The sequence below is a fragment of the Enterobacter sp. CPE_E863 genome, from assembly GCF_046521465.1.
Classification (GTDB): Bacteria; Pseudomonadota; Gammaproteobacteria; order Enterobacterales; family Enterobacteriaceae; genus Enterobacter; species Enterobacter adelaidei.
In genome coordinates, this window is sequence record NZ_JBKFZX010000003.1 from 77,463 (window position 1) to 102,470 (window position 25,008).

Annotated in this window: 36 protein-coding genes and 2 tRNA genes; 37 read left to right on the forward strand and 1 reads right to left on the reverse strand. The window is 54.1% G+C overall.

Going from position 1 to position 25,008, the window contains the following annotated elements:
* Positions 1–139 precede the first annotated feature (139 nt).
* From ACLHV8_RS24405 to ACLHV8_RS24585, 37 genes are all read left to right on the forward strand, one after another.
* Positions 140–1,231 carry a hypothetical protein gene (locus tag ACLHV8_RS24405; protein ID WP_410392149.1) on the forward strand — a complete coding sequence of 364 codons (1,092 nt, stop codon included), beginning with the start codon at positions 140–142 and terminating at the stop codon, positions 1,229–1,231.
* Positions 1,231–1,515, forward strand: coding sequence for a DUF4752 family protein (locus ACLHV8_RS24410; protein WP_023300402.1), 285 nt, complete (start codon positions 1,231–1,233; stop codon positions 1,513–1,515). Before ACLHV8_RS24405 ends, ACLHV8_RS24410 begins: the two co-directional genes overlap by 1 nt.
* Positions 1,516–1,659: 144 nt before the next feature.
* Positions 1,660–1,941, forward strand: coding sequence for a hypothetical protein (locus ACLHV8_RS24415; RefSeq protein WP_023300401.1), 282 nt, complete (start codon positions 1,660–1,662; stop codon positions 1,939–1,941).
* 210 nt (positions 1,942–2,151) lie between these two features.
* Positions 2,152–2,583, forward strand: a complete 432-nt coding sequence (locus ACLHV8_RS24420) for a hypothetical protein (protein ID WP_410392150.1) — start codon at positions 2,152–2,154, stop codon at positions 2,581–2,583.
* Entirely contained in the window at positions 2,576–3,148 is a 573-nt protein-coding gene (locus ACLHV8_RS24425) for an NUMOD4 motif-containing HNH endonuclease (protein ID WP_047723643.1), read from the forward strand. Before ACLHV8_RS24420 ends, ACLHV8_RS24425 begins: the two co-directional genes overlap by 8 nt.
* Positions 3,141–3,311: a NinE family protein gene (locus ACLHV8_RS24430; protein ID WP_410392151.1), complete on the forward strand. Its 171-nt coding sequence runs from the start codon at positions 3,141–3,143 to the stop codon at positions 3,309–3,311. The genes ACLHV8_RS24425 and ACLHV8_RS24430 overlap by 8 nt, the downstream gene beginning before the upstream one ends.
* On the forward strand, positions 3,304–3,945 hold the full coding sequence (locus ACLHV8_RS24435; protein ID WP_410392152.1) for a recombination protein NinG: 642 nt from the start codon (positions 3,304–3,306) through the stop codon (positions 3,943–3,945). Before ACLHV8_RS24430 ends, ACLHV8_RS24435 begins: the two co-directional genes overlap by 8 nt.
* The gene (locus ACLHV8_RS24440) at positions 3,942–4,082 is read left to right on the forward strand and encodes a YlcG family protein (RefSeq protein ID WP_410392153.1); all 141 of its coding nucleotides are present in this window, start codon (positions 3,942–3,944) and stop codon (positions 4,080–4,082) included. Before ACLHV8_RS24435 ends, ACLHV8_RS24440 begins: the two co-directional genes overlap by 4 nt.
* Positions 4,079–4,768, forward strand: coding sequence for a bacteriophage antitermination protein Q (locus tag ACLHV8_RS24445; protein ID WP_410392154.1), 690 nt, complete (start codon positions 4,079–4,081; stop codon positions 4,766–4,768). The genes ACLHV8_RS24440 and ACLHV8_RS24445 overlap by 4 nt, the downstream gene beginning before the upstream one ends.
* A gap of 121 nt (positions 4,769–4,889) precedes the next feature.
* Positions 4,890–4,964 (forward strand) — tRNA-Asn (locus ACLHV8_RS24450).
* Positions 4,965–4,969: 5 nt separating this feature from the next.
* Positions 4,970–5,044: transfer RNA gene (locus tag ACLHV8_RS24455), tRNA-Thr, on the forward strand.
* Positions 5,045–5,234: 190 nt separating this feature from the next.
* Positions 5,235–5,576: a phage holin, lambda family gene (locus tag ACLHV8_RS24460; protein WP_023311421.1), complete on the forward strand. Its 342-nt coding sequence runs from the start codon at positions 5,235–5,237 to the stop codon at positions 5,574–5,576.
* The gene (locus ACLHV8_RS24465; RefSeq protein ID WP_121528294.1) at positions 5,560–6,003 is read left to right on the forward strand and encodes a lysozyme; all 444 of its coding nucleotides are present in this window, start codon (positions 5,560–5,562) and stop codon (positions 6,001–6,003) included. Before ACLHV8_RS24460 ends, ACLHV8_RS24465 begins: the two co-directional genes overlap by 17 nt.
* Positions 6,000–6,473, forward strand: a complete 474-nt coding sequence (locus ACLHV8_RS24470; protein WP_045899734.1) for a lysis protein — start codon at positions 6,000–6,002, stop codon at positions 6,471–6,473. The genes ACLHV8_RS24465 and ACLHV8_RS24470 overlap by 4 nt, the downstream gene beginning before the upstream one ends.
* Before the next feature lie 197 nt (positions 6,474–6,670).
* Positions 6,671–7,189: a Rha family transcriptional regulator gene (locus tag ACLHV8_RS24475; protein WP_001064347.1), complete on the forward strand. Its 519-nt coding sequence runs from the start codon at positions 6,671–6,673 to the stop codon at positions 7,187–7,189.
* A gap of 60 nt (positions 7,190–7,249) precedes the next feature.
* Positions 7,250–7,870 (forward strand): putative metallopeptidase, encoded by a 621-nt coding sequence (locus ACLHV8_RS24480; RefSeq protein WP_045356282.1) that lies wholly within the window; start codon positions 7,250–7,252, stop codon positions 7,868–7,870.
* Positions 7,871–7,901: 31 nt separating this feature from the next.
* Positions 7,902–8,375 carry a DUF2280 domain-containing protein gene (locus ACLHV8_RS24485; RefSeq protein WP_410376771.1) on the forward strand — a complete coding sequence of 158 codons (474 nt, stop codon included), beginning with the start codon at positions 7,902–7,904 and terminating at the stop codon, positions 8,373–8,375.
* Between the two features lie 2 nt (positions 8,376–8,377).
* Positions 8,378–10,000 carry a hypothetical protein gene (locus ACLHV8_RS24490; protein ID WP_053520720.1) on the forward strand — a complete coding sequence of 541 codons (1,623 nt, stop codon included), beginning with the start codon at positions 8,378–8,380 and terminating at the stop codon, positions 9,998–10,000.
* Positions 10,000–11,469, forward strand: coding sequence for a DUF1073 domain-containing protein (locus ACLHV8_RS24495; protein ID WP_410376772.1), 1,470 nt, complete (start codon positions 10,000–10,002; stop codon positions 11,467–11,469). Before ACLHV8_RS24490 ends, ACLHV8_RS24495 begins: the two co-directional genes overlap by 1 nt.
* Positions 11,470–11,482: 13 nt before the next feature.
* Positions 11,483–12,091, forward strand: a complete 609-nt coding sequence (locus tag ACLHV8_RS24500; RefSeq protein WP_410376773.1) for a phage minor head protein — start codon at positions 11,483–11,485, stop codon at positions 12,089–12,091.
* A 14-nt stretch (positions 12,092–12,105) separates the two neighbouring features.
* Positions 12,106–13,338, forward strand: a complete 1,233-nt coding sequence (locus ACLHV8_RS24505; RefSeq protein WP_410376774.1) for a DUF2213 domain-containing protein — start codon at positions 12,106–12,108, stop codon at positions 13,336–13,338.
* Positions 13,339–13,342: 4 nt separating this feature from the next.
* Complete coding sequence (locus ACLHV8_RS24510; RefSeq protein WP_006120173.1) at positions 13,343–13,846, forward strand: hypothetical protein; 504 nt, start codon at positions 13,343–13,345, stop codon at positions 13,844–13,846.
* A gap of 11 nt (positions 13,847–13,857) precedes the next feature.
* A complete protein-coding gene (locus tag ACLHV8_RS24515) occupies positions 13,858–14,799 on the forward strand; it encodes a DUF2184 domain-containing protein (protein ID WP_053520707.1) in 942 nt (313 codons plus the stop codon).
* 41 nt (positions 14,800–14,840) lie between these two features.
* A complete protein-coding gene (locus ACLHV8_RS24520) occupies positions 14,841–15,230 on the forward strand; it encodes an STY1053 family phage-associated protein (protein ID WP_001040703.1) in 390 nt (129 codons plus the stop codon).
* Complete coding sequence (locus ACLHV8_RS24525) at positions 15,196–15,603, forward strand: DUF4054 domain-containing protein (protein ID WP_410376775.1); 408 nt, start codon at positions 15,196–15,198, stop codon at positions 15,601–15,603. The genes ACLHV8_RS24520 and ACLHV8_RS24525 overlap by 35 nt, the downstream gene beginning before the upstream one ends.
* On the forward strand, positions 15,600–16,154 hold the full coding sequence (locus ACLHV8_RS24530; RefSeq protein WP_057057891.1) for a hypothetical protein: 555 nt from the start codon (positions 15,600–15,602) through the stop codon (positions 16,152–16,154). The genes ACLHV8_RS24525 and ACLHV8_RS24530 overlap by 4 nt, the downstream gene beginning before the upstream one ends.
* A complete protein-coding gene (locus ACLHV8_RS24535) occupies positions 16,141–16,530 on the forward strand; it encodes a head-tail adaptor (RefSeq protein ID WP_109549915.1) in 390 nt (129 codons plus the stop codon). Before ACLHV8_RS24530 ends, ACLHV8_RS24535 begins: the two co-directional genes overlap by 14 nt.
* On the forward strand, positions 16,505–17,068 hold the full coding sequence (locus tag ACLHV8_RS24540) for a hypothetical protein (RefSeq protein ID WP_410377040.1): 564 nt from the start codon (positions 16,505–16,507) through the stop codon (positions 17,066–17,068). Before ACLHV8_RS24535 ends, ACLHV8_RS24540 begins: the two co-directional genes overlap by 26 nt.
* A gap of 3 nt (positions 17,069–17,071) precedes the next feature.
* Positions 17,072–18,232 carry a DUF3383 family protein gene (locus ACLHV8_RS24545; protein WP_410376776.1) on the forward strand — a complete coding sequence of 387 codons (1,161 nt, stop codon included), beginning with the start codon at positions 17,072–17,074 and terminating at the stop codon, positions 18,230–18,232.
* 10 nt (positions 18,233–18,242) lie between these two features.
* Complete coding sequence (locus ACLHV8_RS24550; RefSeq protein ID WP_410376777.1) at positions 18,243–18,683, forward strand: DUF3277 family protein; 441 nt, start codon at positions 18,243–18,245, stop codon at positions 18,681–18,683.
* Positions 18,684–18,686: 3 nt separating this feature from the next.
* Positions 18,687–19,112, forward strand: a complete 426-nt coding sequence (locus ACLHV8_RS24555; RefSeq protein WP_410376778.1) for a phage tail assembly chaperone — start codon at positions 18,687–18,689, stop codon at positions 19,110–19,112.
* Positions 19,113–19,216: 104 nt separating this feature from the next.
* A complete protein-coding gene (locus ACLHV8_RS24560) occupies positions 19,217–19,300 on the forward strand; it encodes a DUF6889 family protein (RefSeq protein WP_371831623.1) in 84 nt (27 codons plus the stop codon).
* Positions 19,290–21,557, forward strand: a complete 2,268-nt coding sequence (locus ACLHV8_RS24565) for a transglycosylase SLT domain-containing protein (protein ID WP_410376779.1) — start codon at positions 19,290–19,292, stop codon at positions 21,555–21,557. Before ACLHV8_RS24560 ends, ACLHV8_RS24565 begins: the two co-directional genes overlap by 11 nt.
* Positions 21,557–22,159 carry a phage baseplate protein gene (locus ACLHV8_RS24570; protein WP_059365111.1) on the forward strand — a complete coding sequence of 201 codons (603 nt, stop codon included), beginning with the start codon at positions 21,557–21,559 and terminating at the stop codon, positions 22,157–22,159. The genes ACLHV8_RS24565 and ACLHV8_RS24570 overlap by 1 nt, the downstream gene beginning before the upstream one ends.
* Position 22,160: 1 nt before the next feature.
* On the forward strand, positions 22,161–22,466 hold the full coding sequence (locus tag ACLHV8_RS24575; protein ID WP_410376780.1) for a phage baseplate plug protein: 306 nt from the start codon (positions 22,161–22,163) through the stop codon (positions 22,464–22,466).
* Between the two features lie 2 nt (positions 22,467–22,468).
* The gene (locus ACLHV8_RS24580) at positions 22,469–23,536 is read left to right on the forward strand and encodes a hypothetical protein (RefSeq protein WP_410376781.1); all 1,068 of its coding nucleotides are present in this window, start codon (positions 22,469–22,471) and stop codon (positions 23,534–23,536) included.
* A 519-nt stretch (positions 23,537–24,055) separates the two neighbouring features.
* Positions 24,056–24,427 (forward strand): hypothetical protein, encoded by a 372-nt coding sequence (locus ACLHV8_RS24585; RefSeq protein ID WP_410377041.1) that lies wholly within the window; start codon positions 24,056–24,058, stop codon positions 24,425–24,427.
* Positions 24,428–24,461: 34 nt separating this feature from the next.
* Here the strand turns inward: ACLHV8_RS24585 and ACLHV8_RS24590 are convergent, their stop codons facing one another.
* On the reverse strand, positions 24,462–24,812 hold the full coding sequence (locus tag ACLHV8_RS24590) for an effector-associated constant component EACC1 (protein ID WP_410376782.1): 351 nt from the start codon (positions 24,810–24,812) through the stop codon (positions 24,462–24,464).
* Positions 24,813–25,008 lie beyond the last annotated feature (196 nt).

The window sequence follows — 25,008 nt, forward strand, 5'->3', positions numbered from 1 at the left end:
TAGATGGTCAATCGGTCAGGGTCAATTATCCGCCTAATGGAAAGCCTGAAATTGTTAATGCCCGCGGACACCATCGACCGCTTACCTTCCGGGAACGAGTGGCAATCCGCTTACTTGGTGGCAGGACGGAGATTCGCCCATGAGCACTATTACCAAAGAACTGGCAAAGCTGTTCAGAAAAATTACGAATTCTGAAATTGATGCGGAGGGAAACGCTCATGTTGTTTTATCTCCTGCTGATAGCCTCCTGATTAATAATGCGCGTATCGCGCTGGCATCGCTCGAAGCGGAGGCTGTTGGTACGTTCCGGAAAGGACCGTGTGGGTACTCCCCATCTTTTCATGAAGATGCCGTTCCGCTTTACACCGCCCCGCCAGCGCCAGCCAATGCTGAACCCGTAGCCTGGCTGTGGTCACACAGAAAACATCCGAGCGAGGTAACGCTTGTTCGCCCTGAAGATGATGAGAGAGCGGAAGGTGCTCACTGGTCTGGGTGGAGTTGTCAGGCGCTTTATTCAGCACCGCCAGCGCCGGTATCAGTGCCGGACGAGTTAGCCGGAAAGAGCTTTAACTATATTGCCAATAAATTCCAGGTTTCCCTATCAGAGGCGCAATGGATTCTTGTTGGATGGAACGCAAGAAGCGCCGCCATGCTTCAGAGTGCAGGAGTAACAGAAAAGTGCAGGAGTAGTGAAAATGTGCAGGAGGTGCAGGAGTACCCTGAAACCCTGCCATGCCCTGTTTTTCTTGAGCCAGCATTGCGTTTTGGAAAAGGCGTTCCTACCAGAACAATGCTTGGAGCATTACAGCGTCGCGCAGAGTATTACGCAGAACTTGAGGATATGACACCAGAACAGCGTGCGGAGCATGATGCAAACATGAATGAATTAGCCGCCATGCTTCAGGGTGCCGAACCTGATTTTCGGGAAACCTCAAATTCGTCAACCAAACATTTTCGGGAAAACGCGGAAACGTCAACCAAATGCTGGTGCCGCACCTGCCGCCCGGTGACAATTTCCGACATGCGCTTCGTCGTTTGCCCTGAATGCGGTAACAAGCGCTGCCCTCATGCCAATGACCACCGTAATGCATGCACCGGAAGCAATGAACCAGGTCAGGAAGGCAGCGCGTATCCAGCAGCACCTCAGCAGGAGGTTGCTCAGGCGCTCGCCAAAGGAATGGAGCGCTACGGCGATGCCATGCAGGAGCTGGCGAAGAAGGAGGTGAAGTGATGGACGAGCTCAAAAACTTCAGCGCGACGGACTGGTTATTTTTCGCAACGATGATCCTCGCTTGGCTTCATCTGGCGGTTAAAACCTATAGCTGGGTCATAGGAATACTGATTCGCCGCGGATGGAGATTATGGAATCGCAAGGACGAGAAAACCTTGGCTATGGACTCGTTTTATGAGGCGTTCAGGCTGGCAGATATCGAGCCTGGGCAGAGGGTGGTTATTACTACCGAAAGCGGTATGCAGATCCACATTCTCCGGCCAAAAGGTGACCGTCATGCCTAACCATTCGACGCAGCAGAGCTCTGAGAAAAAATAGCAAACTATTGTAACTCATTGATATATACACATGTTTTACAATTTAACTGCTTCATTTCTTCTTGCTTGGTGGTACATTCATTTGGCGATGTAAAACCAACAGGAGGCGTTATGAGTATCGATCAACTTTGCATGAAACAAGAGTGCTGGGCACTGGAAATGCTCGGTAGGGTTGGCGCTTTAACGCAGTGCCCCCATCATGAGGGCGCTTATGTTGATGAGGGCATAGATGAGGCTAACATCTATAAATACGCAGCTGGAGCTTATAAAAAAAGCAATGGTGGTCATCCATTTGAAAATTTTAAAGAGATGACTGATGCCGTTAAAGGCGCATACGAAGAGCACGGTGGAAATGATGTTTGCCCGCTGTGCTTTAAACGCGTGGACGACTAACTCATTGGCCTCTCCGGAGGCCTTTCTCTTACGTTGATTTTGTTGAATCAACCGTCCATAATCATGTCATCGGAGCCTGAACAACTCCGGTGACTTCTTCGCATTTAAGGGGACTTAAATGCGACCACAATCTGAACTCATCACCTTGTCACAGATGCAGAAATGCACCTGCGATTTCCTGCATTCTGCGGTTTCCTTTAAGGAAGCCGCATGAGCATGAACAAAGACGGCATCCGTCTCCACAAATCCAATTTTTCCGCAATCGGGCAGCAGATACAGCCAATGCTGGAATCTGGCGACTGCTATCGCCTCATCATCAAGCCCTGGAAGGACAAGCGCAGCCTCTCCCAAAATGCCCTTCTCTGGATGTGGAATGGTGACGTTGCATCTGCCGTCAACCGGCACGCTGAAAGCAAGCTAACAGAGGAAGACCTTCATGAATTTATGAAGGATATGTTCTGTCCCGCCAAGCCTGTAACCGTCCTTGGTGAAACCAAGATGGTGAAGTCCACCAAGCTACTCGACACCGAAGAGATGACCTTCTACCTGCGCCGCATTGAAGTCTGGTGCGCTGAGCGCGGTATCAAATTACGGATCCCTGCCAACTCCGAATATCACTCAAAAGGACACGACTATGTTTGAAGAAGAGATTTGGGAAAAAACCTCCATATCAAGCGATTATGAAGTCAGTAATCATGGTCGATTCCGATCCTTAACACGCACCGTTAGCGTGATGAGTGGCTACAAGAAGGTTTTAGAAGGTAAGGATTTAAAGCCGTTTGACGTGCATACCACTGGTTATCTTCAGATAAAGATTCGCGGCAAAAAGTATGCGGCACACAGGCTTGTCGCCATGGCATTTTGCGACGGTTACGCCGACGGATTAGTTGTTAACCATAAAAACGGCAACAAAAAAGATAACCGAGCTGAAAACCTTGAATGGACAACTCCGTCAAACAATCTTCGCCATGCCTATAGCGATCTTGGTGTTATCCCAAATCAGCTCGGAAGATTCGGTGAGGATCACAACTCAAGTAAAGCGGTAATCGCTACATGCCGTGTTACTGGACAAGAGGTCCGCTACGCAGCCGCTATGGATGCGGTTCGTGATGGGTTTGATAGTGGCTGCATTAGCAGGTGCTGCACAGGTCAATCATCTTACCATAAAGGCTATAACTGGCGATTTGAGGGTGAGCGCAATGAGTAGCCCACTTTCCCGCGTCATCTCAAACGAAATCTTCCGCGTTCCGGCGCGCCGCAAGCGTAAGCCCGCGGTTAAGCCGTCCGACATCCCGACCTTGAAAGGCTACACCGCCCGCCTGGTGGATCAGAAATGGCTGCGTCTCGCGGCGCGGAGGTCGCATGGCTAAGTTACCGCGCCGCAAGTGTGCCCATAAAGCCTGTCGCCAGTGGTTCCATCCGGTCCGCGACGGGCAGGTAGTTTGCTCATTCGAGTGCGCCAGCGCAATCGGCAAAGAACAGACAGCAAAAGCCCGTGAAGACGCTAAGCAGAAGGAGGCGCAGCGTCAGCGTACCGAAGAGAAGGCAGGTCGCCAGCGCCGTAAAGCGCGATTGGCAGAACTCAGACCTAACGGTTACTACAAAGCCCAGGCTCAGCAAGCTTTCAACGCCTACATCCGAGCGCGTGATGCTGATTTGCCATGCATTAGCTGCGGCGAGACCAACCCACCCGATCTACATGGCGGCCAGTGGGACTGCGGTCACTTCAAAACGGTCGGCGCTAACCCTGAACTGCGCTTTGAAGAGCGCAACGCCCATAAGCAGTGCAAGTCGTGTAATGCCGGGGCTGGGAAGTACACCGCCAAAGAGGCGACGGTCGCGCAGCAATACGAAGCTGGCCTGGTTGCTCGTTACGGTCAGGAATACGTCGACTGGCTCAACGGTCCCCATGAAATGACCAACTACCGCCGGGAAGACTTCGTCCGGATCCGGGATGAGTACCGCGCCAAGCTCAAGGCACTGAAACAGCAGGAGGCAGCATGAAGCCAGAAACGATCGAGATACTCCGAGCGCGCTGGCAGCGCCTCCGGATTTACCGCCGCCCGGGTTCCGTGCTGGTCGATTACCGCATTCTCCGTAACTTCGTTCGCATCTATCACCCTACAGGAGCCGCACAATGAACAATCAGCAACTGGAATACGTACGTCAGCAGCTCATTGTGGCGACCGCAGATCTCAGCGGGGCGACGAAAGGGCAACTGGTAGCTTTCGCCGAGAACGCGCAGTTCACCGCGACGGCGCGCAGCCGGGGCCGGAAGAAAATCACCGACCCGATCACCGGCCGAAAAGTTAACCCTGACGGCCCGGCGATGAGCGGCAGCCAGTCCCGTGCCAAAGGCTCATCTATCGCGCTGGTGGGGCCGGTTGAGTTCGTGACCGCATCCTGGCGCCGCGCAGTCCTGTCGCTGGAAGACCATCAGAAAGCGTGGCTGCTGTGGAACTACAGCGAGAACATCCGCTTCGAGTACCAGATGGCGATCACCCAGTGGGCGTGGGCCGAGTTCCGGGAGCAGCTCGGTGCGAAGAAGGTTGCGGGCAAGACGATGGAGCGCCTGAAGAAGCTGATATGGTTGGCGGCGCAGGACGTGAAAGCGGAGCTGGCTGGTAAGGATGTGTATCAGCACCAGGACCTGGCGGCCCTGTGCGTAGTTAAGCCTGATAACTGGTGTCATAACTACGCCGATTACTGGCGGGCCATGTGCGCCATCTTTAAGCGGCTGGATGGCGATTCTCTTCTCTGTACTGTGAGAACACGATCACAACAAAAGGCTACTTTTTCGCAGCAGGGTATTGCAAAAGTCAATTAAATAAGCCATATTTGAGTCTACTTTGATATGCTGCCTAAATTACATCGGCGGCATAAAGATGATAGTCACTATCCAGTTTGTAAAATGAGCCCTGGCATACCGCCGGGGCTTTTTCATTTCAGGGTCAGAAGCACAGCGGTTGTGCGTTCGGCTGTTAACCGAATGGTCGAAGGTTCGAATCCTTCCTGTCCCGCCATATTCGCCGGTCTAGTTCAGTGGCAGAACGGCAGCCTTGTAAGCTGCGCGTCAGAGGTTCGATTCCTTTGCCCGGCACCAGAACCCACTGCCTGGGACCCTTCGGCCAGAGAGCCGACATTGCCTTACCCCCATATTGCCCGCCTGTCGCGGGCTTTTTTATTTTCAGGCTCCGGGAACCATCCTCGACATGCCTTCTTGTTAAATCGTCCCGAGGGCCTGACCCCTTTTAAACACACAGCCCCCGCTTTTAAGCCGGAGGTTAGAGACTATGAAAATGCATAACGATCCCCACTCCTGGACGGAGTTTATCGAACTACTCCACAGCTGGTGGCGTGGCGAAACGCCGATGGGTGCCGTCTTGCTATCGGTTGCCATGGCCGCATTGCGAATCGCTTACGGCGGTGGCGGCTGGAAGAAAATGCTCCTTGAGGGGGCAATCTGTGGGGCTCTGACCCTTACTGCTGTGTCAGCTCTTGATTACTTTAACCTTCCACAGTCTCTGTCGATAGCTATCGGCGGCGCGCTAGGGTTTGTTGGCGTAGAGCAGGTTAAGGTTATGGCTTCCCGGGTGTTTAATTCTCGCTTTGGAGGCGGTGATGCAAATCAGTGATAAAGGCATTGCCCTGATCAAGCAATTCGAAGGCTGCAAACTCACCGCGTACCAGGACAGCGTCGGAGTGTGGACGATCGGCTATGGCTGGACCAAGCCTGTCGACGGCAAACCGATCCGAGCCGGGATGACGATTAAGCAGGAAACTGCAGAACGCCTGCTGAAGACCGGGCTGGTCAGCTATGAAAACGACGTGTCCCGCCTGGTCAAAGTTGACCTGACTCAGGGGCAATTCGATGCTCTGGTGTCGTTCACTTACAACCTCGGCGCCCGGTCACTGTCGACATCGACCCTTCTGCGAAAACTCAACGCCGGTGATTACGCTGGTGCATCCGATGAGTTCCTGCGCTGGAATAAAGCTGGAGGCAAAGTCCTGAACGGGCTGACCCGTCGCCGGGAGGCAGAGCGGGCTCTGTTCCTGTCATGATTGGCGCGCTGGTTAAGCGTTACTGGTTACAGCTGCTGGTGCTGGTGTTAATCGGCGTGCTGGCGCTCCTCGTGAACCACTACCGCGACAATGCCATCACCTACAAAGACCAGCGCGATAAGGCGACTCGTAAACTCAGCCTGGCAAACGCCACCATCAAAGACATGCAGACCCGCCAGAGCGATGTTGCTGCACTGGATGCCAAATACACGAAGGAACTGTCCGATGCGAAAAAAACCATTAACGATTTGCGTCGGGATGTCGATTCTGGCGCTAAACGGCTGCGCATCGCCGCAACCTGCCCTGGAGTGTCAAAAGCCACCTCCGCCCCCGGCGTGGATGATGCAGGAGCCCCCGAACTTACTCCAGACGCTCGACGGAATTATTTCGATCACCGGGACGGAATCGCAACCGCTGACAAAATGATTCGCGGCATGCAGGACTACATCAAAGAGCAGTGTCTTAAGTGATTCGTCACCCAAATAACAGAGCCTGACTTCGGTCGGGCTTTTTTATGCCCGAATTTCACCGCGCACCGCAGCGCATTCAACCCACGTCGAACCATACCCTTTGAAATGAGCCTTTGAGGAAGTCAGTTAGTGCTGGCGAGCCTCGACGGGCTGATTTCCTATGCGGCAAAGGTTCATCTCAAAGAAAGGTACACGCTATGAATAATCCGTCAGTTATTCCGGCCTTCGACTTCCGCGAAATGGTCACGACCCTCGACAACAAGATAATCACCACATCACTCAAGGTGGCGGATTACTTTGGCAAGCGACACAAAGACGTTTTGCGTGCCATACGTAACCTGAAATGCTCCGATGACTTCACCCAGCGCAATTTTGCGCCCATTGATTTCATTGATAAAAATGGCGATGTTCAGCCTATGTATAACATCACCCGCGACGGATGCATGATGCTAGTGATGGGATTCACTGGCAAAACAGCTGCCGCAGTGAAGGAGTGTTACATCAATGCCTTCAACTGGATGGCCGAGCAGCTAAACCGGCGCATGGCGATGGGTGAGGAATTGCAGCATCGCTACGCGATCAAAGAAACTCGCTCAAAGCTGAAAGGCACGATCGGAAGCCGTTTGATGAACGAGCGGAAGAAAGAGAAGCGCGTCCTGGAGCTCGAACATGAGCACATCATGCAGGTAACGCAGCCGGAATTACTTATTGGCTGATCTCGGCATTACAGAAGCTCTTCACTGAGGGGCTTCGATAATGGAGCACTGGAATTATTCATGAACAGACCACACCCACCAGCGCATTTTACGATGCCACCTGACCCGAAGCCGTACATCAGCATAATGCCCGCCAGTGACGTTGGCGAGTGGCTGAATCAGCACATCCTGAGCGATGAGGGTGACCTCTACAACCCTGACCACCAGCATTTGCTTGAAGCGGATCTGTGCTTTCTCTGGGCGTCGAACGCTTTCGAGAAGAAAGGTCGTTCCGTGTTGGGGCAGGCGGAAGAAGTGGCAATGCGGGCTGGAGGTTGGCAGAAAGCGCGGATGGAGCAGCAGATGTATGAGTGGTTCGGCAGGGTGCCGCAGTTCATCATCACGCTGGCCGCCGATTACTGTTCGCAATGTTCCGATCTGGAATTCTGCGCGCTGATAGAGCACGAGCTTTATCACATCTGCCAGGCGACAGATGAATTTGGCGCGCCGAAGTTCACGCAGGAAGGGCAGCCAAAGCTGAAGCTGCGCGGCCATGACGTGGAAGAGTTTGTGGGCGTGGTTCGCCGTTACGGTGCGAGCCGGGACGTGCAGGAAATGATTGATGCGGCGAATCAGCCAGCGGAGGTTGCTCATCTCGATATTGCCAGAGCGTGCGGGACGTGCATGCTGCGACTGGCTTAAATACTGGACTGTATAAGACGAATGGTGATTTATGGCTGCATTAAAACCTGATGTGAAAGCCTTCATCATTCAATCGCTTGCGTGCTATGACACGCCATCGCAGGTGGTCGAGGCTGTCCAAAAAGAATTCGGGATCAAGATCACCCGCCAGCAGGCTGAATCTCACGACCCCACGAAGGCCAGCGGTAAGACGCTCGCCAAAAAGTGGATCGAGGTGTTCCACGCGACGCGCGAACGATTCCTGACCGAAACCAGCGACATTCCGATCGCGAACAAATCCTATCGCCTCCGCGTGCTTGACCGCATGGCAACCAAAACCGAGGGGATGAAAAACTTCTCCCTGACGGCGCAGCTTATTGAACAGGCCGCGAAAGAGGTTGGCGACGCTTACACCAATAAGCTGAAGGTTGAGAGCACTGGCAAGGATGGCGGCCCGATCAAGACCGAGACGACCAACCTCACCGCAGATCAGGCCGCAGAGATTTACCGCAAGATGATGGGGTGATCATGCCTCTCCCGTTTGAATTCGATTTCAGAAACCCTGATTACCAGATGGTTTTTGAATGGCGGATGGAACGCTTACAGCGCATTCGCCAGAACCCTGAAATGCTGCCAGCGCTAAAGCAGTTTTACCGCACCAACCCGGCACAGTTCATCATCGACTGGGGTATGACGACTGACCCGCGTAACATCGATTATGGCCTGCCGGTCACCATCCCTTTTCTGCTGTTCCCGAAACAGGAAGAGTGGATTCACTGGATCATGGAGCGGCGCGAACGGCTGGAGAACGGCATCACCGAAAAGAGCCGCGAAATGGGGCTCAGCTGGACGGCTATCGGGCTGGCTTGCTCGCTCTGCCTCTTCAACAAAGAAATGGTCATCGGCTTCGGCTCCCGTAAAGAGGAATATGTCGACAGCACCGGTGACCCGAAGGCGCTGTTCTGGAAGGCGCGCAAGTTCGTGGAAACGCTGCCCGTCGAGTTTCGCGGTTCATGGGACGAGAAGAAGCACGCGCCGTACATGCGCGTTGAGTTTCCCGATACTGGTGCGGTCATCAAAGGCGAAGCTGGCGACAATATCGGACGTGGTGACCGTACCACGCTCTACCTGGTGGATGAGGCTGCATTCCTCCAGCGGCCCCTGCTGATTGATGCGGCGCTGTCGCAAACCACCCGCTGCCGTATCGACCTGAGTTCGGTTAACGGCATGGCGAACCCGTTCGCGCAGAAGCGTCACGGCGGGAAGATACCGGTATTCACATTCCACTGGCGAAATGACCCGCGCAAGGATGAAGAGTGGTATCGCAGGGAATGCGAGAAAATCGACAATCCGGTGGTGGTGGCGCAGGAACTTGACCTGAACTACAGCGCATCTGCGGAAGGCGTCCTGATCCCGTCCGACTGGGTACAGGCTGCCGTCGACGCGCATATCAAGCTGGGCATCCAGCCAACGGGCAAACGCCTGGGCGCGATGGACGTCGCCGACGAAGGCCGGGACAAAAACGCCTTTTCGACCCGTCACGGCTTCCTCCTGGAGAACGTGCGGGAATGGTCCGGCGTGGGCAGCGACATTTACCAGTCCGTTGAGAAGGTCTTCGGCTTCTGCGAACAGGACAACCTCGAAGAGTTTCGCTTCGACGAGGACGGTCTGGGCGCTGGCGTTCGCGGCGATGCGCGCGCCATCAACGAACTGCGCAACGCTGCGCGCCGACCGTCAATACTCGCCACACCGTTTCGCGGTAGCGGCGCAGTGTTTGATCCGGACGATGAAGCGGTGCGCGGCGACAACGGACAGGCCGCCCGCCTGAATAAGGACTTCTTCGCTAACGCCAAGGCCCAGAGCTGGTGGCGGTTACGCAAGCTTTTCCAGAACACCTATCGCGCCGTGGTTGAAAAGATGGCTTACAACCCGGACGAAATCATCTCAATCAGCGGCACTATGGCGAACAAAGACAAACTCATCATCGAGCTGTCGCAGCCGACCTACTCCATTAACGGCGTGGGGAAAATCGTTGTTGATAAACAGCCTGACGGCACCAAGTCGCCGAACCTCGCCGACTCGGTGATGATCAGCTACGCGCCAATGAATTCAGCCCTGAACATCTGGGAGCTGCTAGGGAGACAGGCCTGATGGCACGAAACAAACAAGCCTCTCAGCGAACGGCGCAGGCCACCGCTGATGGTTATGAGAACTTTGTCGCCCGCGTGGGGATGCAGACGCCTAACCAGCACTCAGCATCGACCTACCGGGCGAACTTCACCAGCCGCAACCGCATGCTGGTGGAATGGTCCTATCGTTCGTCCTGGATCATCGGCGAAGCGGTCGACGCTATACCGGACGATATGACCAGGAAAGGTATTCGCATCACCTCGGAGATTGACGCGAAAGACCGTGGCACCCTCGAAGCGCAGCTGGACGAGTTGCAGATCTGGGATGCTCTGAACGACGTGCTGAAATGGTCGCGTCTCTACGGCGGCGCGGTTGGCTTCATCATGATTGAGGGGCAGGCACCAATGACCCCGTTGCGGCTCGAAACCATTGGAGAAGGCAAGTTTAAGGGCATTCTCCCGCTCGACCGCTGGATGATTAACCCGGTGCTGACCCGCCGCATTAAAGATATGGGGCCGGATCTCGGCAAACCTGAGTTTTACGACGTGGTGACCACTGCAACGGGCATCCCGGCGTGGCGCATCCATCACAGCCGCCTGATTCGCTTCGACGGGGTGACGCTGCCATTCCAGCAGAAGATGACCGAAAACGAATGGGGAATGTCGGTTGTAGAGCGTATCTGGGATCGGATTACTGCGTTTGACAGCGCCACTGTCGGCGCGGCGCAGCTGGTCTACAAAGCGCATCTGCGTACCTACAAAGTGAAAAAACTCCGTGAACTTATTGCGCTGGGTGGTCCCGCGTTCGAAGCGCTGCTGAAGAACATCGATCTGATCCGCCGGTTCCAGAGCAATGAAGGCATGACGCTGATGGATTCCGAGGATACTTTCGAAACCCACCAGTACAGCTTCAGTGGTCTGGATGACATTCTTTCGCAGTTCGCTGAGCAGATCAGCGGTGCCGTTGGTATCCCGCTGGTGCGCCTGTTCGGTCAGTCCCCGAAAGGCTTCTCTACCGGTGACGCAGACCTCGCCAACTATTACGACCGGGTGAGCTCATTGCAGGAGCGCCGCTTACGGCTGCCGATGCGCCGGATACTGGACATTATGCACCGCTCGGAACTCGGTAAGCCGCTGCCGGACGATTTCACGTTTGAGTTTAACCCGCTATGGCAAATGTCTGACGTTGACCGCTCAACGGTGGCCGTAAACACCACCACCGCGATCAGCACCGCGCTGGGCGACGGATTGATGACGCGTAAGGCGGCAATGACCGACCTGCGCGAAAACTCTGACGTCACCGGTATCGGGGCATCCATTACCGACGAGGACATAGAGAATGCCGAAGACGAAGCGCCGCCAGGCATCGGCGAACTTGGCGACAAACCGCCAGAGTCGCCAGGCGGAGATCCGATATCGAACGAGCCTACGGCAGATAGCGCGGGCGGTCGGGGATATCGTAAATGGGCGCTACGATGGTTCAAACGATAGCGTCACCGAAATAATGAATGCGCTGGATCGCTACAGCGAAATCATCACCCCCTGGGCGACGAAGGTTGCTGAGAACTTTACCGCCGACATTGCGCGCCAGAATGAAAAGCAGTGGCGTCAGCACAGTCGGAACATCAGCGCAGAACTACGCAACATGGTCGACCGCGCCCCGGTAGGCCAGGTGATGAAATCCATCGTCGCCGAGCAAATTAAGTACATCAAATCTCTGCCTCTTGAGGCCGCCGATCGGGTGTATGACATTCAGAACAAGGCCATCGAGGCTGTAGTAACTGGTGGCCGCGCTGAGCCATTCGCGAAAGAGATAGCTGCTTCCGGTGACGTGTCACGCTCACGAGCGAACCTTATCGCCCGGACTGAGCTTGGGCGCGCAACCGGTGCACTGGATCAGGCGCGTGCGCTGTCAATCGGCTCGAATGGTTATATCTGGCGTACAGCCGAAGATGGCGACGTCCGGCATTCTCATCGAGAGATGGAAGGGAAGTTTGTCGAATGGGGCCGACCTCCAACGCTTGACGGCATGACCGGTCACGCTGGCGAGCTCCCGAACTGCCGCTGTTACAAAGAAATCGTCTTCCCCAACCCTCATTCTTATCTCGCCTGAATCGCAGGTAAACCATGAAATATTTTTTCAATACCCGGCTGGGGGAAACCCGTTATCAGCTGGCTGACGGCTCGCTGCTGTGCAAAGACGTGCCGATAGGTCGAACGGGTAAGCAGCTTTACGGCGCTGCCGATCTGCCAAACCTCAAACCCGACAAGCTCGGCGAGATAGTCGTAACGCGCTCTCCTGATCAGGTATTCCATCCGGCCACGCTCGCCTCATTCGAAGGGATGAGCATCACGATCCTGCATCCTGAAGATGAAAACGGGAATGTGCGGCTGGTCAACCCCGAGAACTGGAAAGAGCTTGCGGTCGGGCATCTTCAGAACGTTCGGCGCGGGACTGGTGATCAGTCTGATTTGATGCTGGCTGACCTTATCGTCAAAGACGAAAGCGCCATTCAGCTGATCGAAGATGGTCTGCGCGAAGTGTCGTGCGGCTATGACGCTGAGTACGAGCAGACCGAACCCGGAAAAGCCGAGCAGGTCGATATTACCGGAAACCATGTGGCTCTTGTCCCTAAAGGCAGAGCCGGAAATCGTTGTGCAATTGGAGACAGAGACACAATGGCAAATCAAAAGAAAAGCTGGTGGACCCGCATGCGCACGGCCATCAAAACGGGTGATGCTGACACCATGAACGAACTGCTGGACTCTGCGCCAGCGGCGGTAACGGGCGATGAAGGGGATCTGCCGAGCGGCGTTAACCTCAACATTAATCTTTCACCGCAACAACCATTGCCGGACAAAAAGCCGGAAATGGGCGGAGAGCCAACCGGCGACGGCGAGGACGATATCAAAACCTTGCTCAAAGCCCTGCTGGCTAAGCTGGAAGGTACTGCAACGGGCGATAACGACGATAAGCCTGACGGCAAAGATAACAAAGACCCTACCTGCGACGGTGAGGACGACGAAGAGGAAACCACGATTACCGGTGACGCTGCTTATCGTGCCGAAGTTATCGTTCCGGGTATCGATCTGAGCCGTAAGGTGAAACCGACCGCGTTCAAACGTGATGTGCTGTCCGCCGCTGACAAAACACTGGTTCGCCAGGTTGTCGGTGATGCGGATATCCGCAAATTGCCCAAGCAATCGGTAGATATGGCGTTTAACGCCGTGTCAGAGATTGCCAAAGGGCGAAACACCCGCACCACCACGGGCGATGCACAACGCCAAAATATGGGCATGACCAGCATCGCTTCCCTGAACAAACAAAACGCCGACTTCTGGTCTAACCGCAAAGGATAATCCAATGACTGCATATCTGTACCGGATGCCTGTTGGCATTGCCGGGGCTATCTCTCGCCCGCAGGACTTAACCGTCGAACCGGTGATCCTTAAATCCGCTAACGCCTTCGCTGCCTATGGTCTGGCTGGCAAATACGACGCTGACGGATTTTTCGTGCCGCTGGCGGACGGTGACACCGCCGACAAGGTGAAGGGTATCTACGTTCGTCCGTATCCGACCACGTCGCAGCCGGACATGGTTCGCCAGGTGGGGACGGATAAGAACTTCCCGGGCGACGCCATGAAGCGTGGCTACATGACCGTTAACCTCGGATCTGGCTTCGATGCCAGCACCATCAAAAAAGGCGCGCCTGTCTACGTGGTTGTTTCGCTCGATTCGACCATTGACGTGCCGCTGGGCGGCTTTATGTCCACGTCCGTCAGTGGCAAAAACGTGGCGCTGACCAACGCCGAATTCACAGGGGCCGGTGACGCTAACGGCAATGCAGAAATCTCCTGGAAGATTTAAGGAACAGACGAATGATTACTTTTGATCAGGCAACCGTTGATGGCTCTGGTGCCTTTCTCATCGGGGAACTGGAGCGACTCGACCAGACGCTGAACCTGCCGCTGGTGGGTTACACGTGGACCCGCGATATTCAGCTGCGTGAAGACGTTTCTATCGCAGATGACATTTCCAGCTGGACTAACACCAGCTTTGGCGCTGCGGGTACTGGCGCAAATCCGAACGGTAAAAACTGGGTAGGCAAAGACTCCACTGCTATTGCTGGCGTGAACGTTGATATCGGCAAAGACGGCAATCCGCTGAACCTCTGGGGTATGGAACTGGGCTGGACCGTTGTAGAGCTGGCAGCAGCTCAGCAGGTAGGCCGCCCGATTGATACCCAGAAGTACGACGGGATGCAGCTCAAATGGCAGATGGACAACGACGAGCAGGTTTACATCGGCGATGATGCGCTCGGCCTGAAAGGGCTGGCAAACCTCGTCGGTGTGACGCTGAACAATGCGCCGAAGACCTGGGCTAACTCCACCAACGACGAGATCCTCGATAGCGTGAACAGCATTCTGTCGAATGCCTGGGCAGCATCCGGTTATTCCGTCGTGCCTTCTGATCTGCGCATTCCGCCAGAACAGTATTCACTGCTGGCGAGTCGTAAGGTTTCCGAAGCTGGTAACCAGTCACTGCTGACCTATCTGGCCGTGAACACTATCGCTTTCCACCAGAACGGCGTTCCGCTGGAAATCAAAGCGGTCAAATGGCTGAAAGGGCGCGGAGTTGGCGGTAAAGACCGTATGGTCGCCTACACCAACGACAAGAAATACGTGCGCTATCCGCTGGTACCGTTGCAGAGCGTTCCTGTCCAGTATCGCGGTCTGTATCAGATTGCGACCTACTACGGCAAGCTCGGTGCGGTTGAGCCAGTGTACAAAGAAACCCTGTCCTACGTGGACGGTATCTGATAACCAGAACGGCCCCGAAAGGGGCCAGAAGGGAACTGAAAATGGCGAAAGAAAAGCTGGTTACCATCCATGTTCACACCCCGTTTACGCTGACGCTCGGCGATCAGTCAAAAAGGGAGTTTGGCCGGGGACGGCATAACGTACCGGAAGAGGTCGCGTCGCACTGGTTCACCCAGGCGCACTCCGAGCTTTCCGAAAGCGTGATTAGCGACACCGATGATCTGCAACCCATTATCGACAGCCTGCAAGCGCAGATTGCCGACAAAGATAAGCAGATTATCGATAAAGATCAGTTGATTGCCGATCTGCGAGAAGCGCTGCTCAAGCTGCAAGAGCAGAACGACAGCCTGCAAGCGCAGATTGCTGCCGCCCAGACTGGCGGTAATGGGGCGAAAGATGCCAAAGAATCAAAGCCTGCCAACAGTAAGTGATTTTCGGCGCGACTTTCCACAGTTTGCTGACCCTGCCAAATATCCCGAAGCACAAATCCAGTTTCGTCTGAATCTGGCTGATGTGCTGCTGAGCGAAAACGTCACCGGCAAAGAGTTGTTTCCGTACTTTGTCGAGTTGTTCGTGGCTCACTACATGACGCTCTGGGCGGCAGATAGCCGGGCAATGCTCGTCGGCGGCTCGGGTGGCTCAACCAATGGTGTTCAGTCCTCCAAGTCCGTTGACAAGGTAAGCGTCAGCTATGACACCAGCGCGACGCTAAACCCTGACGCAGGCTTCTGGAATAACACCCGATATGGCGCTGAATTTTATCAGCTGATCACGATGTTCGGTGCGGGCGGTCGCCAGCTATGAGTTTCAAAAGTGGTGTAACAACGAGGGTTGATAACGCTCAGGCCATTCTGGATGCGCTCCGGTCGCTAACCAAAAAGGATGTGCTGGTGGGCATCCCGGAAGAAGACAGCGAGCGTGAGGATGTTCCGTTTGGTAATGCCGGGATCGGTTACGTCAACGAATACGGCTCACCAGCGCAAAACATACCCCCACGCCCGCACCTGATCCCCGGCGTTAAATCCGTAGAGGAACAGACGGTGCCGCAGCTCAAAGCAGCGGCGCAGGCTGCGCTTGATGGAAATGCGGCGGGTGCGGAAAGAGCGCTTAACCGCGCCGGAACGCTGGCCGCGAATGGCGTCAGGCGTTACATGACCATTACCGGCTTTACACCGCTTGCTGATAGCACCGTTGAAGCACGCGCGCGTCGAGGGCGCAAAGGGGCGAAAGCGGAGCTTGCCCGACGCGCTGCTGGCGAGTCCCCCGGAACCGATCTGGTGAAACCACTAATCGACACCGGGCAATATCGCAGAGCCATTACCCATGTTGTGAGGGATAAAGATGCCGAATCTTGATGTAACAGACGTGCTTTTTGACCCCGATTTTTGCGACTTCAACCTGTGGGTAACGCGTCGCGCGCAAACGGTGGACGAGGACGGGATCGGCAGCGACAGCGAAGTTAAAACGCAGTTTGCCGGGGTTGTTACCGTTGACCGCTCTCTGGAAAACCGCCGCATGCAGGCCGGGCAGGTTATCAGCGGCGCGATTCTTATCGTGACGACTGAACGACTTACGCAGGGGCAGACTGGCCGTGATGCCGATATCGTGACGTATCAGAACCGTGATTATCGCGTGACATTCGTCGACCCGTATACGGCTTACGGTGCTGGCTTCGTCCAGGCTCATTGTGAATTACTGCCGTTTGATGGGGGAACTCCCATTGAGCAATAACACCAGCACAGAGCGCGGCTGGCTGACACCCACCAGCGGCGATCCGGCTTATGACGAAGCGCTCGACAGGCTGCTAAGCCAGTGGATGCGCAATGTTTCCGGCTTGCCGTCTGGAATGGTTCGTCCGCGCTGGCAGAAAAATCAGCCGCCACTGCCACCCGTTGAAACGAACTGGTGCGCGTTTGGCGTTACCGGGTTGCTCATTGATAACAACCCTGCATTCACCAATCAGACCGACGAGGGCGCTCAGCTCTGGCGGCATGAAACGTTCGAGTGCATGGCGTCGTTCTATGGCCCGGCTGGTATGTCTTATGCGTCCCGTTTTCGCGATGGCATATCTGTCCCGCAAAACAATGCTGAGCTGAACGCGCTTGGTTTGTCCCTGGGCGATTATACCGGTATGACCCCTTTCCCCGAACTTATCAACCAGCAATGGGTTCGCCGCTACGACATGACGGTGCGCCTGCGCCGGAAGGTCGTGCGCGAGTACGGCATCAAATCGCTGGCGGAAGCGCCAGTCACCTTTTTTGGAGAATAAACTATGACGCAGGGCTTACCTGTATCCAACGTTGTAAACGTTGATGTGATCATCTCGCCGAAAGCGGCTACTGGTCGTAACTTCGGCGCGCTGCTGATCCTTGGTTCTTCCACCGTTATTCCGGTGCAAGAGCGCGTTCGCCTCTATGCTTCCGTTGAGGACATTGGCGAGGACTTCGGCGTCGACAGCCCGGAATATAAAGCGGCGCAGGTTTTCTTCAGCCAGTCACCGAAGCCGACGCAGGTTTATGTTGGCCGCTGGGCGAAAACGCTGACCTCTTCCGAAGGTGGAAGCGTGGAAACCATTGTGCAAGCTGTTAATGCCTGCCTGCAATATACCAACTGGTATGGGCTGGTTGTCGCTGATGATGTTGCTGATGGCGGTGATGTGCTTGATGCTGACGACGTGATTGAGGTTGCTAAACTCATCGAAGCGTCCAGTCTGAGCCGAATTTTCGGGGTAACATCTGCCGACGCCGAGATTATCAGCACGACTTCGACGACCGATGTTGCGTCGAAATTAAAGGCTGGCAAGTATGCCCGTACCTTTATTCAGTATTCCACCAGCAGCCCATATGCCGCAGTCTCGGCTTTTGGTCGCGCGTTTACTGTCAATTTCAACGGCAGCAATACCACCATTACCCTGAAATTCAAACAGGAACCGAGCGTAACCCACGAAACGCTGACGGTAGGACAGGCGGCGGCTGTGGATGCGAAGAATGCGAACGTGTTCGTGTACTACGCCAACGACACGGCGATCCTCCAACAGGGTGTTATGGCGAACGGCGACTTCTTCGACGAGCGCCATGGGCTCGACTGGTTGCAGAACTACGTTCAGACCAATCTCTATAACCTGCTTTACACCAGCACCACCAAAATTCCGCAGACTGATGCCGGTGTGACCCGTCTGCTTTCCAACGTTGAACAGTCCATGGATCAGTCCGTCACGAACGGTCTGGTAGCGGCTGGCGTGTGGAATGGTGGCCCTATCGGACAGCTGAATTCCGGCGATACGCTGACAAAAGGTTATTACGTGTATGCGCAACCTCTGGTGCAGCAGGCTCAGGCCGACCGCGAAGCGCGCAAAGCACCGTTAATTCAGGTGGCCTGTAAGCTGGCTGGTGCAGTTCATTACGCCGATGTGCAGATCAACGTGGTTCGCTAAGGAGCGATAAATGGCAACTTATTCTTTTCTCGATGTAAGCGCGTCGCTCACCGGGCCGACCGGCGTTATCGATCTTGGTCAGGGTTCCGCGAACGCTGAAGAAGGTATCACCCAGACTATGGGCGGGAATAAAAACACCATGACCATCGGTGCCGACGGTGAAGGCATGCACAGTCTGCATGCGGATAAATCCGGCACCATTACGGTGACCCTGCTCAAAACCTCCCCGGTCAATAAAAAGCTGTCGCTGGCGTATAACGCGCAGAGCCAGTCATCCTCCACCTGGGGAAAGAACATTATTGTGATCCGTAACACGGCATCCGGTGATATCTCCACGGCCCGCGAGTGTGCTTTCCAGAAACAGCCCGATTTCAACAACGCCAAAGAGGGCGGCACCGTGGCCTGGGTGTTTGACTGCATTAAAATCGATCAGCTGCTTGGGGAGTTTTAACCGATGGAATTTCAAATTAACGGCGTCAATTACCGCACCGCGAAGCTTAGCGTCTTTGAGCAGCTGAAGGTGTCCCGCAAACTGCTGCCGGTGCTCGCCGGCATGGTTTCAGAGTTCCGCAGCGTGCAGGAAAAAATCACCAACAAGGATATCGAAGGGGCCATGTCCAGCATTCTTCCGAAAATCGCAGAAGCGGTGTCGGACATGAGCGATGAGGACGTGAACGCCATCCTTTTTCCGTGCCTGTCCGTCGTGTCCCGCGACCACATGAAAGGCTGGGTACCGGTATGCCAGCAGGGCCAGATGTCATTTGATGATATCGACCTGCTGACGATGCTGCAGCTGGTGGCGCGGGTGGTCGCCGACTCGCTGGGAAATTTTTTGCAAGGACTCCCTACCAGCGAGACGCCCACCCCGCCAGCGGAATAACCTTCAATAGCCTGCCGGGCGGTGAAGATTTTATTCTTCGTCCGGCGCTTGCCTTCCATATTGACCAGAAAGACCTTAACAGCGGTGCGGTAGACCTCTGCCGCATCGCGCTTCTCAATGACTACCTCGATATGCGCGAGGATAACGACGCCCGGGTAGATAAATGGAGAGCGGCCAATGAGCGGTAACGCAGATACGATTAAAGATTTCCTTGTTTCGCTGGGATTCGATATCGATCAGGCTGGCGCTAATAAGTTCGAAGCCGTGCTGAAAGGCGTTACCGCTAACGTTCTGAAGGTCGGCGCGGTGGTGGAAGGCGCAGCGCTGAGCATTGTCGGATTTACCACGCAGATCGCGAACGGTCTGGATAAAGTTTACTGGGCATCCCAGCGGACGGGGGCCAGTGTCCAGGGCATCAAAGCACTGGGCTATGCTGCATCGCAAACCGGTGCCAGTGCCGAGTCGGCTATGTCCTCCCTCGAAGGGCTGGCTGGTTTCATGCGTAGCAATCCGGGCGCGGAAGGCTTCCTGAACCGCCTGGGCGTCCAGACTCGCGATGCCAGCGGAAAGATGCGTGATACTGCGGCCATCTTTACTGGCGTTGGGCAAAAGCTCAACAACATGCCGTATTACCGCGCGAAACAATACGCGCAGATGCTTGGCATCGATGAAAACACGCTGATGGCGATGCGGCGCGGCATGAATGGCTTTACCGCCGATTACCAGTCGATGCTGCAAAAGACAGGGTTCAACGCTGATAAAGCGGCTGTTCAGTCCAACAAATTCATGACGTCCATGCGCGGGCTTACGTCGCTGTTCGGCATCATGCGGGACAAGATCGGCTCAAACCTCGCTGGTGGCCTGGCTGGTTCGCTGGACAGCCTGCGGCGGCGCATCCTCGACAATTTCCCGAAGATTGAAGAGACGCTGACCAGAGTTATTAAAGGCGTGATCTGGCTTGCGAACGCATTCACGAGAATGGCGTGGCGGCTGATACAGGGCGCTGGCTCTGTCATTGACTGGTGGAAGCGTCTTGATGATGGCAGTAAAAACCTGCTGAAAATATTCGGTGCTCTACTGGTCGCATGGCGTTTGCTTAATTCTGCGTTCCTGAAATCCCCGATTGGAATTATCACCACGCTGATTCTGGCGATCGGATTGCTGTACGACGATTACCAGACGTGGAAAGAGGGTGGCAAAAGCCTGATTGACTGGTCCAAGTGGGAGCCTGCAATAGAAAAGGCGAAAAAGGCAATTCTCTGGCTGCGCGATAAGCTTCTGGGGCTGAAAGATTCTGTTGGTGGATGGCAGAACTCGCTGGAAATTTTGGCTACTTTCATCGCTGGGGTATGGGTAACAAAAGTATTGGGAGCATTCGCAAAAATATCCGGTCTTCCGATACCTCCATGGCTTAAATTATGGGGAGCGTATGCTGGTTACCTGGTTTCAGATCGTGAAAACATAAAAGCCAGTGCTAAATCATCTTTGGACTATACCAAAAGGAACATTGGTGATGCTCTTGCTACGGTTGGCATCAAAACCGACCTTGGGCGAAAGGATGTTAGCGAGGTAAGAGAATGGCCCGCATGGATGGATTGGCTGCATGGTGGCCCAGGTAAGATTATTCGTCAGGCGCAAAGCAATGGCGTCGTTTATGGCGATAATGTTCAGCCTGACATTCCCGGGGCGGAACAGCATGTTCGTAGTAATGAAATTGCCCCGCATGAAAGAGATGAAATAAAAAACCGTCAGCAGGCTGCTAATGGTTATCTTGAAAAAATCTCAGACGGGATTGCCAAAATCGGTAATTTATTTTTCTCCCCGGCTGGAGCTGCTGAAATCTCTCCAAATATATCGGGTGACCCCTCCCAGTTTGCGCAATCAGTCAAACGTCCACAGGCCACAGCCCAGGGCAAAGTATTGCTCGACTGGATGGGGCCAATGTTCAATAAACTTGAGTCGCTTTATCAACTTCCAGCTGGTCTATTGAAAAGTGTGGCCATAACGGAATCTGGCGGTAATCAGTTCGCCGTTTCAGGCGCTGGCGCTAAAGGTCTGTTCCAGTTCATGGATGGCACGGCGCGAGACATGGGCCTTCGCGGAAACGATGTATTCGACCCGCAAAAGTCAGCTCAGGCCGCAGCTAAGTACCTCAGCCAGCTGTTGCGGCAGAACGGCGGAGACCTTAGCAAAGCGCTGGCTTCATATAACTGGGGGATCGGAAACGTTCAACGTTATGGCATGGGGTTGATGCCGCAGGAGACGCGCAACTACATTCCGAAAGTTATGAGTAACATGCCTACCAGCGCCCCGGTGATTCAGCAGGAAACGAACATTAACATCCACGGCGTTTCCGATCCGCGCGAGGCTGCCCGTTTGACTGTTGACCGTCAAAAGGGTGTGAACTCACAGTTAACCCAGCAACTCCCCGCAGGACCGAGATAATGGATATTTTATCAGCGATTTTTCGCCAGCAATCCCGGCGAATTGGAATATTAATCCCCAGCGTGGTTGTTTCTGAAAAGCATTCTGATGCGCTCGAAATTACTGAGCACCCGGTGGAGAAGCCGACAACGAATAGCGCATCGGGTTTCATCGCCGATCATGCATATAAACGTCCCAGCGAAGTCACAATGGAATGCGGCTTCGCTGGTGGCGGTTCGTTGCTGGACTTCATTGATACATCTTCAATCGGTCTTAGCGCTGGGCTTAGCCCAAAGGAGACATACCAAAAACTGCTGGATATGCAGCTTGAGCGCGTGCCATTCGATGTGGTGACCGGGAAGAGGGTGTACAGCAATATGCTGGTGAGAGCCATCGAGGTGACAACGGACAAAACCAGCGAGAACGTGCTGAACTGCACGCTTACCCTGCGTGAAGTGATCATGTCGCAAACGCAGAGCGTTAGCGTTGCTGATAAATCAGATATGCAGGATGGCGTCAGCACATCGGCGGTGCAGAATTCCGGGACGAAATCCACGACACCGCCAAATGAATCGCTTCTCAGCAGCATCGTCACTGGCGGTCAGCGCCTTGCCGGAGGGTGAAATGCAGTTTAACGAAATACCGCTTTCTCCTGACAATCAGCAGTTCCGCGTCTTGCTGGGCAGTACCACGTATACGCTCAGGATTATCTGGCGCGATGCGGCTGGATGGATTATGGACGTGATGGATAGCGGCGGTGCCGCGCTTCTCTCTGGCGTACCTCTGCTGACCGGCGTGAACCTGTTACGACAATATCCACAGCTCGGCATTGATGGCGCGCTGGTGGTGGCGACCGATAAGGGCGCGCCAGTCGAGCCCACCAAAACCAACCTCGGCACATACAGCCACCTCATTTTCGTACAGGAGTAGAAATGTCTTTTAACTGGATGCGCCATTTTGAATTGCAGCTGTTGGATCAGAACGGGCAGGGCGTTTCCCTGTCTGACTTTAAGGTCACGTTCCAGATCGAGTGGGCAGATACACGCTGGCCGCGCGTGGCAAACGTGAAAATTTATAACCTTTCGACCGATACCACGAACAAGATTCTGGGGCAGGAGTTTGCCAAAATTCGCATCATTGCCGGGTATGACGGTATTGCGCCAGATGTTGATGCGAGCCAGGTCGGCGTCGCCCGGGAGATTTCACCAGACCAGGTAGGGCAGGTGAACGGTCAGAACTACGGCCTGATTTTTGACGGCGATATTCGCTTCACCGTCACCGGGAAGGACAACATTACCGATTCCTGGGTGTTGATTCAGGCCATTGGGGATCACGAAGCGTTCCTCTACGCGACTACTATCACCACGCTTGCAGCCGGTTATACCGTTGCCGACCTGCACCGGGCGACGATGCAGGATTTCAATGCGTTCGGCGTGACGCAGGGCATTACCGGCGATTTCCCGGACACCGTGTTTCCTCGTGGCCGCGCGATTTACTCATCCACCCGTAACGTGATGGACAACATCGCTGCGCAGTGCAAAGCGACATGGCAGCTGGTGGATGGTCAGGTTCAGATGGTGCCGGAGGATAAATACATTCACGAAGCCATTGTGCTGAATGCCGATACTGGCCTGATCGGTATGCCGCAACAGACGATGGGCGGTGGCGTAAACGTGCGATGTCTTATAAACCCCAACATCCGCATTAATGGCCTTATCCAGCTCGATCAGGCTTCGGTGTACCGCGCCGCACTCGGCAATAGCGAAATCGCGCAGTCGCCCGGGCGTATCACCGAAACAGAAGAGAACGGCAACCGCGTTCTGACCGGCACAACGTCACAGGCTGCCAGCATTGCGACGGATGGCGTTTATATCGTCAAAGCTATCGACTATACTGGCGACACCCGAGGTCAGGAGTGGTACATGGACCTGATGTGTTTTGCGCGTGGGGCTCGTGACCTGATTAGCCAGTCGACTATAGCTCGCTCAGGAGGAAATTAAGTGGGTACAAATAAGAACGGAATTCGATATAGCGCACTTTTTCTTTCCGGGTTGCTCTTATCCGGGTGCGCGAGTGCGGGCTTTAATTCCGCGCAGAATGCTGAGTACAAAAGACGTCCAGGATGGCAGCCGATAGTAATTTTATCGACAGATGATTGTCAGACATGGAAATCTAAAGGGAAGTCACTAATTGACTGGAGTGGCGAGACCTGTGGTCCTGACGGGTTGATTAAGGCAATCAATAAAAAGCCGGAGAATATACCAGCTTTTTATGCTGCATATCATGAGTACGGCACTGGTGGAGTTAGGGCTATCGATGTAAGAGATAATTCTCAGCTAAATTATCTCAACTTTGTAAATGATTTAGCTAAGAAACTTTCTTCTTCGGCTGTTGTATCAAAGATTTATGATGATTATGTCATTGATAGAAAACCCATGGGGCTTGCAGAGGTTTCACGAGAAAATTTTGTAAAACAGCTAAATGAGTTATCGCTGAAGCAGCCCGCCATCTATCAAAAAATGAACGACGTAGCCAAGGCTGATTACGAGAAAAGTAGTAATGTTCACAGTAACGAAAAGCTTGGCGTGAATTACAAAACAGTCTGTGGTCCTTATACGATTGATCTGTCTTCTGCTGATGGTTGGGCCAGAATTAATGGCGCAAAACCAGAGACGCAAAAAATTAGTCCAATCGGTTCTGGTGGTAGCACCAAAGGGGTACCGGATAACATCAAGATGGAGTGGATGGCTGCCACTAATCAACCCGGTCGCTGGGTCGGGCTTGAGTACATTAAGCGCAACGGCAAAGCCATTCTCAACGCTCAGTGGCTGCAAGCCAGCATGGACGCCCCGCGTCAGTATGCGACCTACGATTGTGTGAAGGTTAAGTGACCATGACAAAAGCGCCGGAGTAACCGGCACCAGGTTATTCCTCTTTAAAGCTGATTTTTTTGCATTGCTCCATTACTTCCATCAGCTCTTTTGACGTCAGGTTTTCTACTTCGATTTTACCTTTCTCTGTGGTCATGATTATTTTCTTGGATGATCTGGTCTGTATCCATTTCCTCACAATGGATGCGATGGCTATACATGCTGGCGATGACGTGGCGACGATAATCGTTATATCGATGAGCGATCCGACTGCGCCAACTGAATCACCTGTGCTCATTCTTTTGCGCATTATATAGTCATCAACGGGGATGTTTTCCTGAATGACAGGAAGCAATTCTTTTCCTATTGCTGGAGTAAATTTTATGGTTATTTCTGATTTTGGCATAAAGGTATCCGGCCCCTATCGTGAGAAGCTAAAAATTGCCTTGCGGCTTTTCCTTAGCAGCCTGTATCTCGCAACAAACCACGACGTTACAGTGGTTTTAAGCAAGACCTACATTCAGAGCTGCAAAGAAGATAAATAGCACGTACAAATCAGCCTTCAAACCCTGACATTTGATCAGTAACCCGCCGCCGAGCGG

What these genes read in the sequence shown, in the direction of transcription:
- ACLHV8_RS24535 (WP_109549915.1), top strand. Translation starts at nt 16,141, where the DNA reads ATGCCGAATCTTGATGTAACAGACGTGCTTTTTGACCCCGATTTTTGC.
- ACLHV8_RS24585 (WP_410377041.1), top strand. Translation starts at nt 24,056, where the DNA reads ATGAACGACGTAGCCAAGGCTGATTACGAGAAAAGTAGTAATGTTCAC.
- ACLHV8_RS24470 (WP_045899734.1), top strand. Translation starts at nt 6,000, where the DNA reads ATGATTGGCGCGCTGGTTAAGCGTTACTGGTTACAGCTGCTGGTGCTG.
- ACLHV8_RS24515 (WP_053520707.1), top strand. Translation starts at nt 13,858, where the DNA reads ATGATTACTTTTGATCAGGCAACCGTTGATGGCTCTGGTGCCTTTCTC.
- ACLHV8_RS24480 (WP_045356282.1), top strand. Translation starts at nt 7,250, where the DNA reads ATGAACAGACCACACCCACCAGCGCATTTTACGATGCCACCTGACCCG.
- ACLHV8_RS24415 (WP_023300401.1), top strand. Translation starts at nt 1,660, where the DNA reads ATGAGTATCGATCAACTTTGCATGAAACAAGAGTGCTGGGCACTGGAA.
- ACLHV8_RS24460 (WP_023311421.1), top strand. Translation starts at nt 5,235, where the DNA reads ATGAAAATGCATAACGATCCCCACTCCTGGACGGAGTTTATCGAACTA.
- ACLHV8_RS24525 (WP_410376775.1), top strand. Translation starts at nt 15,196, where the DNA reads ATGCCAAAGAATCAAAGCCTGCCAACAGTAAGTGATTTTCGGCGCGAC.
- ACLHV8_RS24575 (WP_410376780.1), top strand. Translation starts at nt 22,161, where the DNA reads ATGCAGTTTAACGAAATACCGCTTTCTCCTGACAATCAGCAGTTCCGC.
- ACLHV8_RS24540 (WP_410377040.1), top strand. Translation starts at nt 16,505, where the DNA reads ATGGGGGAACTCCCATTGAGCAATAACACCAGCACAGAGCGCGGCTGG.
- ACLHV8_RS24565 (WP_410376779.1), top strand. Translation starts at nt 19,290, where the DNA reads ATGAGCGGTAACGCAGATACGATTAAAGATTTCCTTGTTTCGCTGGGA.
- ACLHV8_RS24590 (WP_410376782.1), bottom strand. Translation starts at nt 24,812, where the DNA reads ATGCCAAAATCAGAAATAACCATAAAATTTACTCCAGCAATAGGAAAA.
- ACLHV8_RS24570 (WP_059365111.1), top strand. Translation starts at nt 21,557, where the DNA reads ATGGATATTTTATCAGCGATTTTTCGCCAGCAATCCCGGCGAATTGGA.
- ACLHV8_RS24485 (WP_410376771.1), top strand. Translation starts at nt 7,902, where the DNA reads ATGGCTGCATTAAAACCTGATGTGAAAGCCTTCATCATTCAATCGCTT.
- ACLHV8_RS24495 (WP_410376772.1), top strand. Translation starts at nt 10,000, where the DNA reads ATGGCACGAAACAAACAAGCCTCTCAGCGAACGGCGCAGGCCACCGCT.
- ACLHV8_RS24530 (WP_057057891.1), top strand. Translation starts at nt 15,600, where the DNA reads ATGAGTTTCAAAAGTGGTGTAACAACGAGGGTTGATAACGCTCAGGCC.
- ACLHV8_RS24420 (WP_410392150.1), top strand. Translation starts at nt 2,152, where the DNA reads ATGAGCATGAACAAAGACGGCATCCGTCTCCACAAATCCAATTTTTCC.
- ACLHV8_RS24500 (WP_410376773.1), top strand. Translation starts at nt 11,483, where the DNA reads ATGAATGCGCTGGATCGCTACAGCGAAATCATCACCCCCTGGGCGACG.
- ACLHV8_RS24440 (WP_410392153.1), top strand. Translation starts at nt 3,942, where the DNA reads ATGAAGCCAGAAACGATCGAGATACTCCGAGCGCGCTGGCAGCGCCTC.
- ACLHV8_RS24405 (WP_410392149.1), top strand. Translation starts at nt 140, where the DNA reads ATGAGCACTATTACCAAAGAACTGGCAAAGCTGTTCAGAAAAATTACG.
- ACLHV8_RS24505 (WP_410376774.1), top strand. Translation starts at nt 12,106, where the DNA reads ATGAAATATTTTTTCAATACCCGGCTGGGGGAAACCCGTTATCAGCTG.
- ACLHV8_RS24545 (WP_410376776.1), top strand. Translation starts at nt 17,072, where the DNA reads ATGACGCAGGGCTTACCTGTATCCAACGTTGTAAACGTTGATGTGATC.
- ACLHV8_RS24425 (WP_047723643.1), top strand. Translation starts at nt 2,576, where the DNA reads ATGTTTGAAGAAGAGATTTGGGAAAAAACCTCCATATCAAGCGATTAT.
- ACLHV8_RS24445 (WP_410392154.1), top strand. Translation starts at nt 4,079, where the DNA reads ATGAACAATCAGCAACTGGAATACGTACGTCAGCAGCTCATTGTGGCG.
- ACLHV8_RS24580 (WP_410376781.1), top strand. Translation starts at nt 22,469, where the DNA reads ATGTCTTTTAACTGGATGCGCCATTTTGAATTGCAGCTGTTGGATCAG.
- ACLHV8_RS24550 (WP_410376777.1), top strand. Translation starts at nt 18,243, where the DNA reads ATGGCAACTTATTCTTTTCTCGATGTAAGCGCGTCGCTCACCGGGCCG.
- ACLHV8_RS24490 (WP_053520720.1), top strand. Translation starts at nt 8,378, where the DNA reads ATGCCTCTCCCGTTTGAATTCGATTTCAGAAACCCTGATTACCAGATG.
- ACLHV8_RS24430 (WP_410392151.1), top strand. Translation starts at nt 3,141, where the DNA reads ATGAGTAGCCCACTTTCCCGCGTCATCTCAAACGAAATCTTCCGCGTT.
- ACLHV8_RS24520 (WP_001040703.1), top strand. Translation starts at nt 14,841, where the DNA reads ATGGCGAAAGAAAAGCTGGTTACCATCCATGTTCACACCCCGTTTACG.
- ACLHV8_RS24410 (WP_023300402.1), top strand. Translation starts at nt 1,231, where the DNA reads ATGGACGAGCTCAAAAACTTCAGCGCGACGGACTGGTTATTTTTCGCA.
- ACLHV8_RS24435 (WP_410392152.1), top strand. Translation starts at nt 3,304, where the DNA reads ATGGCTAAGTTACCGCGCCGCAAGTGTGCCCATAAAGCCTGTCGCCAG.
- ACLHV8_RS24475 (WP_001064347.1), top strand. Translation starts at nt 6,671, where the DNA reads ATGAATAATCCGTCAGTTATTCCGGCCTTCGACTTCCGCGAAATGGTC.
- ACLHV8_RS24555 (WP_410376778.1), top strand. Translation starts at nt 18,687, where the DNA reads ATGGAATTTCAAATTAACGGCGTCAATTACCGCACCGCGAAGCTTAGC.
- ACLHV8_RS24510 (WP_006120173.1), top strand. Translation starts at nt 13,343, where the DNA reads ATGACTGCATATCTGTACCGGATGCCTGTTGGCATTGCCGGGGCTATC.